Below are 12,645 nucleotides of genomic sequence, written 5' to 3' on the forward strand. Positions count from 1 at the left end.
ACCCACTTTGAAATTTAATTTCATACTTTTATTATAACTTTAAGAAATTTAAAATCAACATTACTTTATTATTTTATGAAATTTAATTTCTTTTCATGACGAATTTATGTCAGTACAAAAAAAGATGGGTTTCCCCATCTTTTCATTTTAACTTCCGTAATCGCAAAGCTTCTTCTCTTGTTTCCATAAATTGATCCAACACTTTATTACCAATACGATTAAACGTAATCACATATAAAGCATCTATCATATTCAATTGTGTCATTCTTGAAGCAATACTCGCAATACGATGATCTTGTTCTACATCTGGCATACAAAGACGGATGTCTGCCTCTTTATATAGAGGTGATGATTGATCAAGCTTCGTAATCGCAATAACTGTTGCACCTTGTCTCTTCGCATATTGCGCCATTTCAAGTACATCTTTCGTTCGACCAGATGTTGAAATCGCCACAAATATATCGCCTTCTTTTAAATTTGTCACAAGCGGCAACATCATATGAAAATCAGAAAGCATCATTGCAGTAAATCCGAGCCTTGTAAATTTATAAGCCCCGTCCATCGCTGGGGTAGCTGATCCGCCTACTCCGTAAAATATAATTTTATCCACATTTACAATACGATCTGCAGCTTTCTCAAGCTCCTTCTTATCAATAGCAGTAACGCTCGCCTCAATTGCAGCTTTATTCACATATGTAACTTTATTAAACAAGTCGTACGGTCCATCTTCCGTATTCATCACTGAAAAATCATTAATATTATAATCAGCAATCGTTAATTCGCGAACGAGCGCTATTTTAAATGCTTTAAAACTTCCGATTCCAATCGACTTACAAAAGCGAACAACACTCGCCTCACTTGCGCCTGCATTCGTTGACACTTCTTTCGTCGTTAAATTCGGAACAATCTCTGCATTCTCCATTATGTACATGGCAACCTTCTTTTCAGCTGGTGAAAATTGATCCATATTACTTTCAATTTTAAATAGTAATGTAGAAGCTTTCACTATTTAACCTCCACTTCTTACGGTTGCGTATATTCTCTAATCTCTTTTGTATCATAAAGATAAAAACCATCATTACCCGGTGGATGGTGAACAATTACAGTTCGATCCCCTTTTTTATATGACGTTATTTCACCTTCAGATTGCTGTTTTTCCCAACCACCTATCCAAACTGCAAAGTCAGGTACAAAAGCAGTGTACTTATAGTCTTTCAGGTTTTCGTCTTCTACATAGAAAGAAAAAATAGAAACCGGAAAATCTTTCACTTTTGATTCTTTCCATGCAGTAAATGGTATGCACAACAACAGGAGTATCATTATACCTATAACCTTCACACTTCCCTCTCCTTGCCCACATCATATACATAGATTTTACCATACTTACAAACCTTCTATGCTACAGGATCATTGCTTTTTAGAATAAAAAAAGAGCTTACCTACATCAGATAAGCTCTTCTCCTCTATACAAAATACTTCTTCAAAAGCGGCGGTGTAATAATTGTCGTTAATATAACAACAATAACAATCGCTGTGAAATTTTCTTTCGCTAATAGATTTGCCGTAAGTCCATTTGCTGCGATGATAAGTGCTACTTCTCCGCGCGACACCATTCCCGCACCGATACTAATAGAAGATTGTAAGTTGAATCCTGTTAGTCTTGCTCCTAAACCTGATCCGATTAACTTTGTGAAGATCGCAACGAGCGTCATGATGATAATGAACCAAAGCTGACTTCCGATACCTTGAAATGTAATTTCCATTCCAATACTTACGAAGAAAACTGGTACAAATATCGCATAAGCAATCGGTTCAATTTTATGTTCTACTTCGTGCTTATACTCTGTTTGAGAAATGGCAATTCCGGCTGCAAATGCTCCAATAATACCTGCAATCCCCATCATTTCACTGTAGTACGAAAAAGAGAAACAAATAATAAGAGCCGCGCTAATTAACGCTTCTGTTACACGAAGTGGCACAAGCATTTTCATAATCCACGGAACAACTTTCCATGCGATAAAAACAATGCTGACGAAGAAAATAATTTTCTTTACGATAACAAGTGTTATATTCACATCTTGTGTTCCTAAAAAACTCATCACAAACGCTAATAAAATAACGACGATGACATCATCAAATACAGCTGCACCTAAAATCGTTGTACTTTCTCTCGTATTCATTTTCCCTAAATCACGTAACGTTTGCACCGTAATACTAACTGACGTTGCGCAAAGTAATAAACCTAAGAAAATCGCATGAGATTGCATCAATCCAAACAACAATCCTGTTACATAACCACCGATGAAAGGAAAAATAATTCCACCAGCCGCTACTGCAAATGATGATTTCAAATTTCGATTTAACTCTTCTAAATCTGTTTCAAGCCCCGCCATAAACATAAGGAGTAAAACACCAATCTCACTCAATTCATCAATTAGTTCAGAACTATTAATAATACCAAGTACAGCCGGACCGATAATAATACCAACAAGTAACTTACCAAGTACAGAAGGCTGGCCGAGTCTCACGCTAATATCACCAGCTAATTTCGTACAAAGTAAAATGACGACAAGTTCAAAATAAAATAACATAGCATCTTCTCCTACTTTATAAAGTGAAACTTTTATGAGTGGTTTTTTTTCACTCTGTTAACCCTCGTCCATTCCTGCAAGTAGTTTCTCCTATTCATCCGCATTTTATTTGTCATATTTTTATTTGACAAAATATTCTGAATTATATTAAAATTAATCCAGCAATTTTAAAAAACTACGCACCATAACTGTACCTCCATTTACTTACATACTCTTTTCTAGTGGGCTCATACTATATTCGCAGTTATGGAAATGAAAAAACGGGGGGAGAGTCCAAAGTGAAGTCATTATTACGAAAAAAACCGCTTAGTACTGAATCACCACGGCAATTAGAGAGAACATTGACCGCACTTGATTTAACGTTTTTAGGAATTGGCGCCGTAATTGGGACAGGGATTTTTGTATTAACAGGTATTGTCGCAGCGAAACATTCTGGTCCTGGTATTATGCTATCATTTCTTATTGCTGCATTTACTTGTGCTTGTGTAGCCTTTTGTTATGCCGAATTTGCTTCTTCTATTCCTGTCTCAGGAAGTGTGTATACTTACGCATACATGACAGTTGGAGAAGTCGTCGCCTTCATCGTCGGCTGGTGTTTAATGCTCGAATATTTACTTGCAGTCGCAGCAGTGGCTGTCGGTTGGTCTGGTTATTTACAATCTTTACTACAAGGATTTAACATCCATCTGCCCGCCATAATCGCCTCGGCCCCTGGCGTAGGAAAAGGTGGTCTCATCGATTTACCAGCTGTTTGTATTTTACTACTCATTACCGGTCTTTTAAGCTTTGGTATACGCGAAAGCGCACGCATTAATAATATTATGGTTCTTATCAAGTTAGCTGTTATTATCGCCTTTATCGTAGCAGGCGCAAAATATGTAAAACCTGAAAATTGGACACCGTTTATTCCATTCGGATACGACGGTATTATTACTGGGGCTGCCACTGTATTCTTCGCCTTCTTAGGATTTGATGCAATCGCAACCGCTGCAGAAGAAACGAAAAAACCACAGCGTGATTTACCAATTGGCATTATCGGTTCCCTTCTCATTTGTACCGTTTTATATATGATTGTATCTTTCGTTTTAACAGGTATGGTTCCGTATACACAATTAGACGTTTCTGATCCAGTTGCGTTTGCTTTACATTTCGTTGGTGAAGATGCCATTGCAGGGTTACTCGCTGTTGGGGCAATGACTGGAATGACAACCGTTCTCTTAGTCGTTATGTATGGACAAGTTCGCGTTTCGTATGCGATGAGCCGCGACGGTTTACTTCCAAAAGCGTTAGCACGTGTGAATAAAAAAGTAAAAATCCCTTTATTAAACACGTGGATTACTGGCGTTGTGTCGGCTTTATTAGCAGGACTTTTAGACTTACATGTATTAGCTAACTTAGTGAACATCGGTACATTAACAGCCTTCACATTCGTTTGCTGCGCTGTACTTATTTTACGAAAAACTCATCCTGACTTAAAACGCGGATTCCGTGCACCTTTTGTACCTGTATTACCAGTTGTTGCAATTCTTTGCTGTTTATATTTAATGATTAATTTGTCTAAAACGACATGGATTAGCTTTGCAGTTTGGCTTCTAGTCGGCTTATGCTTCTATTTCTTCTACTCTAGAAAACATAGTCACTTAGCTAGCGAAAAAAAGAATGATGAACAAAAAAAAGCATAACAAAATAGCTCGCCGATAAAACGGCGAGCTCTCTTCATGTCTGATTATGCTTTTTCGTTAACGATTGTAAAGTGAAAAATATGCCGATGCAAGCTGTAAACCATGCCCAATTTCCTATTGGTGTAGAATATTTAAAAACGCCAATACCTACAAGTACTATGAAAATACTCACCTGTTATATAAGCTTCCACTTTTGCATATATTCCCTCCTTTACTTCGTTCCCTTCTTTTTCTTCTTCCATGCATTCAAACTATCAAAGAAAAAGTTAATAAATAACGTGCCTAAACCCGCTAATAAAAACGTCATTAAAAATAGAATCCATATACTTTTATCTTTTAATAAATAATATCCTACAAGGAGCACAACCGCGATCCATACATATTCAAGAATTCTTTTTAGCTTTTTCTGTTCCAAATTATTCGCTCCCTTTTTCTATGCTATTTTTAGTATAACAAAAAAGAAGCCTATCATGATAAGCTTCTTTTTCTTCTCTCTTATTTGTTTATGCTTTTTTCAACGAGTGAAATCGTATACTCTAATGTACGATTCATCGTTTCTACCTGTGCATCTTTTACTTTTACATCTTTCACTACAGCTTCTGCCACCGTAATTTTTTGACTCAGTGCTTTCACTGAACCGTCCGTTACATTTGCATCTTGCGCTTTTTTCACTACTCCTTTTGCAGATTCAATATTAATTTGTAATTTTTCTTTCAATGTTTTCGGTTGTTCTACTACTTTAGATTGTATAAATGTTTGATTTGCAGTTTTTAGTTCATTATATGTTTGAACAATTTGTTCCCCAGTACTTGCTAGATTTTCAAACACTTGCTTTGCATGATTATAGCTTTTCTCTAATTCTTGAAATGCTTCCTTTGAATATTGACCTGGCTTATCACCAAATTCATACGTACCAGCTAACACTTCTTTTACTTTTCCAAGCTCTTCATATAACGCGTTCACTTGCTCTAACTTCGTGCGGTTAGAAAACTCATTGTAAGCTGCTAATACTTCTGAAGAACTTAACGCTTTACTATATAATTTTGCAAGCGCAATTTGTCCGTTTAACGGAATACCGCCATTTCCATTACTATCAGGGTCAGCTCCAAATGCAAATGGTACGTTCGGATGAGACACTTTCCCTTTAGCTGGCTGGCTATTTACTTTTTTACCATCGACATAAATAGCTACTTCACTTCCGTTATACGTTCCTGTTAAGTGATACGTTTTGTTCGCTTCTAATTGAACTCCAACACGTTTATAGCTACCACCAATATGAGCCCATAATTCAACATTTCCACTTCCTGTAGATTCAAAACCAACTCCGCCACTCTCTGTATTTTGTAAAATACCTTGTCCGCGAATTTCATTCATTGAAAATACAGTTTCTAGCGTGAACGTATTTACTACTTTCTCTTTTTGTGCTGCTGAAAACGGAAGATATCCAAATGTATTAGCTTGTCCATTCAATTTCATTACATTTGTTTTTAAAGCTTTATCATATGCAATAGATACATTTCCTTTCACATCACCTTTTACTCCAAACGGTGAGTTATCTTTAAATGTACCGTCTAAGAAATTCACATCAAAAACGTCCGCCTTTGGCACTTTTACATTCGGATCAATATTATCTTTCTTCGTAGTAACTTCTGCTGTTAAAGGCTGCACACTTTCATTACCAAATGAATCAATTGCAACTACTTCAAGTGTATATGTTTTTCCGCCATCTAATCCTGCCAGTGTAAATGTAAGGTCTTTCGGCACTGGGTCACGGTAAAACTCTGAGAATGCTAACAACTTATTCTTAATTTCTCCTGTTTGCTTATCTCTAGCTTGTACACGATAAGAGTGAACAAGAAGGTTGTCCACAGCTTGCGGGAATGTTACTGTTGCTGCATTTTCTGTTATATTTGATACTGATAACTTCGCATCTGCCGAAAAAGATGGTTTTTCTTTATCACGATCTTCTACATGTGTAAATGTTTCTTTCTTTGATGGTAATTTAATTTTCCAAGGCTCGCCTGTCCAAGAATTTGTATGGAAATCACGACGATTAATCGTTACTTCTTCATCATCTACTTCTACTAGTAAACCTTGGCTTAACGTGCTAGCTTCTGGCGGGATATTCCCTTGTACTTTACCACCTTCAACTTCCATATAACTTACTGAAGATGTACCAACTGATGTAAAGTCTTTTTGATGAATCGATCTTGGATCATCTAGCGGATAATGTGAATGACCTGAAAACGTAATAGCCTGCGGATATTCTTTTAATACCGCATTAATTTTTGCACTATCTTGTGTTCCCCATTCATGACTACCGTAAACTGTCTCTTTAATGTGTTGATGTAAAAATACGAAAATCGGTTTTTCTGGGTCATCTTTTTGTGCTTTCACCATCTCTTCTTTTAACCAATTAATTTGCTTATCTGAATAATATCCGTGTGTTGTCCCATTTTCTGGCGACATAACAAGGAAGTGATACCCTTTTATCACTTTATGATAATAAATTGATTCCATACCTGTTTTTTCTAAGAAACGCTTCTGCGCTCCCTCTACAGATAAACCGTTCCAATAATCATGATTTCCTAGAGAATTCATTCGTACTGCATCTTTATTTGCATTTTCGTTATACACTTGCATGAAACGATCATATTGCTGCACAGACCCTGTATCTGTGAAATCACCTACGATAACAAAAGCATCTTGCTTTGGTGCAAGCGTATTGAGCTGTTCAATCGCTCGCTTCCAGCGAAACGTATCGTCCGTTCCACTATTTTTAATATGTACATCACTTACAACTGGAAAAACTATCTTCTTTTCACTAGGTGCCTTTTCTTGCTTCTTCTCTTCCGCTTTAACTGATGTACTCCACGGAAATGATACAAACGCTAATACAAAAACCATTAATAATACAATAAGACCTTTTACTTTTCGTAAAGCAGTTCTGTCCACGTGAATCCTCCTCATAATAATTAATTCATTACAAGGGCTATTTTATCTAAAACATATTAATGTCGTTTAAATAACAAATGAATTTTGTTAGACTTTTGTAAATATATAGTTAATTAGAAATGAAGTCCAACATTCCTTGTATTATCTTATACAACCACTTTTTGTCTAAAAGAGTCTGAGCATTCTTTTCCCATGTCTATTCACATATAATCTTTTCTATAACATAAATAATAATTTAAGTTTTAAGCCTATTAGACAATCTTAATTTTTAACATTTTCTTCTTTTTTTAACACATCGGCCATGCTTCTACATTTAATAGTAGTAAAAGACTACTTAAAAAGGAGGGGTTGTATTGAATAACAAAAAAAATACCGGCTGTTTTGCTCCTTTATCTATCATTTTCCCAGACCCTTGTCCACCGACCCCTCCTCCAAACCCAAATTGCGAGCGAGTAACGAATGAATTTGCAGGAAATTTCCTCATAACGAATAACACCATTCCCTCTGCCAAAGGTGCATCGCAATCGATGATACTGTGGCAAAGTGATGGAATACTACCTATATCAGGTACTGTCTCGGTTTACAATAGTACTAGCAGCACAGAAGCAATTACAATTGAAATTGTTGGAGCAGTAACCAATATTTTCACCGTGTTTCCTGGTAATACAATATCGTACACAGGAAAAGACTTACAGTCAGTCAGTCTTACTAATATACAAAATAATCCTTCACTATATTTAGAAGGCAAGTACTGTTGCCAATTTACATGCTGCTTATGAACACTCCCCCACTTAGCAAAGCTTGAAGTGGGGGTTTCTAACGTTTCGACCTAACGGACGATTAACGTCAGGGGAGTTAACACATTAGCGAGCTGTTTCACGCCTAACCCCTCTATCCCATTTGTCCATGCATTTGGGATTACTTTTCGTAAAATGTTAGCCGCAGCATTTACATCTGCATTAATTAAAGTTTTATTTGCTGAACGATATATGCCGCGCTTTATTCGTTTTCCTGAAAAAGTTGTATTTTGGTCATTTTCTCCATACGTTGGAATGAAGTCGTTATCCAGAAAACTTGCTTTCGATGTATATGATTCTTCAGTTACAACAACTTGAATGCCTACAGCATTTGCTTTGTATGTAATCATTTGAAGCAGTAAATTATGCGGGATATGACAAAACGATTGGTTATTTCTTTTTCCCATATTCGTTTCTTGTTTCCAACTTTTGTTTTGACCAATAACGATTTTACAAACTTCTTCTTGAGCTAGTTTTACGATGTGGTGACTAACTTTATGGAAGACGTCTTTTATTTTCAAGTAACGTTTTTGATGAAGTTTTTCTATCCTTTTAGAAGTAAAAGGTCCTTCATTAGTTTGTTTTCCATTTCTAAGAATGCTTGTAAAATGACTCTTCATTTTGTTGTAATATTGATTTATGCTTTTGACATGTTTGCCCTTAACAAGGACAGGTTTCATACCTGTGTTTGTTACGATGGTTGCAAGGTTATCAATCCCTAAATCAATACTCATATAACGAGCATTCTCTTCAATAATTTGTTGTTCAGAAGGAACATCAATTACCAATTCCACTACATATTCATTGTATTTTGGAATCACACGAACTTGTTTCAGTTTACCTTCAGTGAAACCTAGTTTCCCAATATTTAATTGCAATTTCGTCTTTGGAAACTTTAAAAATCTATCGTTTTTAATGATGCAATCTTGGTTTGTATACAGAATCTCTTTTTCAGAAGAACGGATATACTTTGGAATCCTAGGCATTCCAGCATATTTGTTTGGATTCTTTTTATAGTCTTTTAAACTAGCAAAAAAAGATTTCCAATTTTGGAACAAACCTTTCATGATTGACTGGCTACATTGCGTAGGCAAAACTCGATAATCATTTTGAATCATAGCCTTAAATAGTGCATCTAGAAAGTTGTAATCTACATAAGGTTTTTCAAAATTAGGTTCTGAAAACAAATTACATTTAATCTCTTTCTGTTCTTCTTTAGGCTTTAATTTCTCTTTTTCCAATTTCTTCTGATAGGCAAGACGTTGTGTGTCATTCATCTTACCAATATTTTTATGAATATTATCCAGAACTTCTTTTTGCAAAGGCTGCAACTCTTTTTCTTGTGTTAATCCAGTGTACACCTGGCGTATATAAAAGTTTGTGGTGTTGTACATGTTCTTAGCGTTATGACAACATTCTTGAAAATAAGAATACATACGATGCCCTTTTTTAATCCAAATTTGAAGAGTTTTATAGTTTGATGGATTTTCCTTTGTCATTTTATTCACCTCCTTGTTAAGGATATTATAGCAAAAACAGAACGTATGTTTCTGTTTTTTTCTTGAAAATAAAATATTTCTTTCGATTCACCTCACCACCTTCACTTACGTTTAGAGGTGGGAGTCCTCTCGAAAGGCATGATAGAATACCAATTTCATTACTTCCTTAATTAAAAAAGCATACCATTTACGGTATGCTTTTTTATGAAATCGGATAACGTACTGTAATACAAAACTCGCCTTGATTAACAGTTGTTCCTGTTGTAGTAATTCGAACGGTAGTAAAATATCGTACAGTGAAAGTACCACTACTTTGCGGTTGAACAGTAATGGTATCAACTACTGTAGCACCTACTAAAAAATCAACTGTAATTGGAGCCGCACCTACATCATATTTCACGTAACCCGAACCATATACTTCTTGCGTAATATTATTTGTATATACAATTTGAGTACCAGCACCTGTAATAGACCAGTCTGTACATACTTGATCTTGTACAAGCGTTTTATTAGAACAACAAGACAAACTGGAACTTCTCATTCCCATTTTGATCCTCTCCTATTCTGCTATGAAAGTGGATAACGTGTTGTAATACAAAATTCTCCTTGATACGTTCCAGCAGGTGTTGCAGGTAACACAACTTGTATACTATCAAAGCGGCGATACGTAAAAGCAATACTCGTTCCTGGGTTTAATGTTTGTGTATCTATTACAGCACCAGCAGAATCCAGCGCTTCTACAGTAATTGGGCCTGGTCCAACATCATATTTAACAAAACCAGTACCCACTACGTTTTGGTTAATATTATTTGTATAGAGAACATTATCAATTGCTGTTGCAACTACAGTAGCAGACCACGGACTACACACTTTATCTTGTACATAATTTTTATCTGGACAACAAGTTAATGCTGTCCCTGAGCACTCACAAGACATAGTTGTTTCCCCTCTCTCTTTTATATTCCCTATATGTGTATGTCCTTCAGAGTCTTTTGCCTGTACTATTCATCTATTTTCAAAAATTTAACCTGATTACTACTGACTAGATAGATTCCGTTCTATTTCTTTTTTTCATAAATTTATAGATTAAAATACCACCTACAAAAATAACCACGACTAGTAATATTGGTAACATATATTGTCCAACAACATCCGCCGCTTTTGCCCAATGCGGACCTAATTTCATTCCAAAATAGACATATAAAGTCGTTAACGGGAACATTGCTACAAATGTATAAATACTAAATTTCCATATATTCATTTTTGCCATACCACATGGAACAGAAATAAGCGTTCGAACTCCAGGTACAAAGCGGCCAACAAATGCTACAACTGGTCCATACTTCTCAAAGAAATCATCTGCTTTTTGAATTTGTTCTTCTTTAATAAAGAAGTATTTCCCGTATTTTATTAATAGAGGACGACCACCGTAATAACCGAGTGCGTATAACGTTAATGGTCCTGTCGTTCCGCCAAGTGTTCCAGCCAATACAGCTAGCCAAAAATTCATATCACCCTCGTACACCCAATATCCAACCATAGGCAAAACTACCTCTGCTGGAATAAATTCAAAAGTTAATGCTAACACAACTCCAAAATAAGAAAACTGCTTTAAAAACTCAATTATATCTAAAATAATTTGCTCCATATTTTCTATCCCAACTCCTATCCTACGTTTACGTTATGCTTTTCTTGTAATTGAACTGGCGCCATTTTTACAATTCGGTTCAAAATAAATAACACAATTCCAATATCATCTAAAATACCGATAAACGGTAAGAAGTCTGGAATTAAATCGAGCGGCATCACTACATAACCAACTAAAAAAGCAATGGATAAGATTTTCTTCTTTATTGAAACCTCTTTTGAAGTAAAAAAGTCAAATAGGAATGGAACAAATCGGCGAACATGAAATACAACTCTTAATCTACTAATAAGTTTTTTCATTTTTATATCTCCTCTCCTTGTATACAAAAAGGCCCCTACCAAATATGGTAAGGGTCCTAAAAAAGACAATAAGGGGCCTTTACCATTGCTGGTAAAGGTCTCACTAACAACGAAACGTTGCCAATAAAGCCGAGGGTTTCTCCCTGTAATGACGACTTTACTGTAATAAGTTACTCCCCTTTATATACACAATTTTATACAATCACATTAAAATATTTTGGAGGGCTTGTCAATATATTTTATATCCCACACCCTTCTGCTTAACCTTCCGTAAAAACAAAAAACGTATAGGAAATTTCTTACTATCTCATAATATACATAATCATTTTTAAGGAAAGGAGAGGCTTTATTTGCATACCGTATGGAAAGGTGCACTCTCACTTGGACTATTAAATATAGGAATCAAACTATACAGTGCCGTAGAAGAAAACGATATAAAATTTTTGAGTCTCCATAAAGAATGCTTAACACCTATTAAATATAAAAAATTTGCTCCTGATTGTACGGATGAAGAAATTGATGATAAAGATATTGTAAAAGCCTATGAATACGCACCTCATAAGTACATTATTATGGATGAAAAAGAATTAGCTGCATTGCAAAAAGCTCACGAACCACGATCTATTCGAATTATATCTTTTGTCCAAAATAATGAAATTGATTCAGTTCTCTATGATCGTTCTTATTTTATAGGCCCTACTCCAGGACACGAAAAATCGTATCTATTATTAAAAGAAGCTCTTGAACGTACGAATAAACTTGGTCTGATCCATATTTCCATTAGAAAAAAACAACATTTAGCTATTATCCGTAACTTTGAAGATGGGCTTATATTACAAACCATTCACTATCCTAATGAAATTCGCGATATAACAAAAACACCTAACTTACCAAGTAACGAGAATTATCCTATCCAAAAACAAGAACTCACCGCGGCAATCAATTTAATCCACCATCTTACAAATCCTTTTGAACAAGAAATGTATACAGATGAGTATAAAGAAGCTCTTACCGAATTAATCGAAAATAAAGTTGAACAACAGGAAAAAACGGAAACAATCTCTCCTGCTCCAAACATCATCAATATTATGGAGACATTACAGGCAAGTATTGAACAAGCAAAAATAAAAAGAGAAAATAAAAAAGAACAAGAGGCCAAATAAGATTGACCTCT

At 35.4% G+C, this 12,645-nt stretch carries 14 protein-coding genes; 3 read left to right on the forward strand and 11 right to left on the reverse strand.

Annotated elements, in window-relative coordinates:
* Positions 1-142: 142 nt before the first annotated feature.
* The 3 genes from V7S50_RS25050 to V7S50_RS25060 all read right to left on the reverse strand — a co-directional run bounded on the left by V7S50_RS25050 (position 143) and on the right by V7S50_RS25060 (position 2,591).
* A complete protein-coding gene (locus V7S50_RS25050) occupies positions 143-1,006 on the reverse strand; it encodes a MurR/RpiR family transcriptional regulator (protein WP_242255876.1) in 864 nt (287 codons plus the stop codon).
* A 17-nt stretch (positions 1,007-1,023) separates the two neighbouring features.
* Positions 1,024-1,320: an outer surface protein gene (locus V7S50_RS25055; protein WP_242255955.1), complete on the reverse strand. Its 297-nt coding sequence runs from the start codon at positions 1,318-1,320 to the stop codon at positions 1,024-1,026.
* 143 nt (positions 1,321-1,463) lie between these two features.
* Entirely contained in the window at positions 1,464-2,591 is a 1,128-nt protein-coding gene (locus V7S50_RS25060; RefSeq protein WP_060633091.1) for a cation:proton antiporter, read from the reverse strand.
* 278 nt (positions 2,592-2,869) lie between these two features.
* Between V7S50_RS25060 and V7S50_RS25065 the strand changes: the two genes are divergently transcribed.
* The gene (locus V7S50_RS25065) at positions 2,870-4,273 is read left to right on the forward strand and encodes an amino acid permease (protein WP_063223753.1); all 1,404 of its coding nucleotides are present in this window, start codon (positions 2,870-2,872) and stop codon (positions 4,271-4,273) included.
* Positions 4,274-4,307: 34 nt separating this feature from the next.
* On the opposite strand, the gene V7S50_RS25070 is transcribed toward V7S50_RS25065, so the two are convergent.
* The 3 genes from V7S50_RS25070 to V7S50_RS25080 all read right to left on the reverse strand — a co-directional run bounded on the left by V7S50_RS25070 (position 4,308) and on the right by V7S50_RS25080 (position 7,228).
* On the reverse strand, positions 4,308-4,445 hold the full coding sequence (locus tag V7S50_RS25070; protein WP_242255875.1) for an RpiR family transcriptional regulator: 138 nt from the start codon (positions 4,443-4,445) through the stop codon (positions 4,308-4,310).
* Positions 4,446-4,484: 39 nt separating this feature from the next.
* Positions 4,485-4,688 carry a hypothetical protein gene (locus V7S50_RS25075; RefSeq protein ID WP_063223751.1) on the reverse strand — a complete coding sequence of 68 codons (204 nt, stop codon included), beginning with the start codon at positions 4,686-4,688 and terminating at the stop codon, positions 4,485-4,487.
* 80 nt (positions 4,689-4,768) lie between these two features.
* Positions 4,769-7,228 (reverse strand): LamG-like jellyroll fold domain-containing protein, encoded by a 2,460-nt coding sequence (locus tag V7S50_RS25080; protein ID WP_242255873.1) that lies wholly within the window; start codon positions 7,226-7,228, stop codon positions 4,769-4,771.
* 353 nt (positions 7,229-7,581) lie between these two features.
* Between V7S50_RS25080 and V7S50_RS25085 the strand changes: the two genes are divergently transcribed.
* Positions 7,582-8,007, forward strand: a complete 426-nt coding sequence (locus V7S50_RS25085) for an S-Ena type endospore appendage (protein WP_242255872.1) — start codon at positions 7,582-7,584, stop codon at positions 8,005-8,007.
* Between the two features lie 50 nt (positions 8,008-8,057).
* Here V7S50_RS25085 and V7S50_RS25090 read toward each other — a convergent pair whose 3' ends face one another.
* The 5 genes from V7S50_RS25090 to V7S50_RS25110 form a co-directional block, all read right to left on the reverse strand.
* Complete coding sequence (locus tag V7S50_RS25090; protein ID WP_242255870.1) at positions 8,058-9,524, reverse strand: RNA-guided endonuclease InsQ/TnpB family protein; 1,467 nt, start codon at positions 9,522-9,524, stop codon at positions 8,058-8,060.
* A gap of 202 nt (positions 9,525-9,726) precedes the next feature.
* Complete coding sequence (locus V7S50_RS25095; protein WP_000525812.1) at positions 9,727-10,071, reverse strand: DUF3992 domain-containing protein; 345 nt, start codon at positions 10,069-10,071, stop codon at positions 9,727-9,729.
* Positions 10,072-10,091: 20 nt separating this feature from the next.
* Positions 10,092-10,460, reverse strand: a complete 369-nt coding sequence (locus tag V7S50_RS25100; RefSeq protein ID WP_242255869.1) for a DUF3992 domain-containing protein — start codon at positions 10,458-10,460, stop codon at positions 10,092-10,094.
* Positions 10,461-10,566: 106 nt separating this feature from the next.
* Entirely contained in the window at positions 10,567-11,172 is a 606-nt protein-coding gene (locus V7S50_RS25105) for a DedA family protein (RefSeq protein ID WP_086420865.1), read from the reverse strand.
* A 17-nt stretch (positions 11,173-11,189) separates the two neighbouring features.
* Entirely contained in the window at positions 11,190-11,471 is a 282-nt protein-coding gene (locus V7S50_RS25110; protein ID WP_048526326.1) for a YkvA family protein, read from the reverse strand.
* Positions 11,472-11,821: 350 nt separating this feature from the next.
* On the opposite strand from V7S50_RS25110, the gene ku reads away from it, so the two are divergent.
* Entirely contained in the window at positions 11,822-12,634 is an 813-nt protein-coding gene (gene ku / locus V7S50_RS25115; RefSeq protein ID WP_242255866.1) for a non-homologous end joining protein Ku, read from the forward strand.
* The last annotated feature ends 11 nt before the right edge of the window (positions 12,635-12,645 follow it).

It is taken from the genome of Bacillus sp. CCNWLW194 (genome assembly GCF_037120585.1).
In the GTDB taxonomy this organism is placed as follows: domain Bacteria; phylum Bacillota; class Bacilli; order Bacillales; family Bacillaceae_G; genus Bacillus_A; species Bacillus_A basilensis.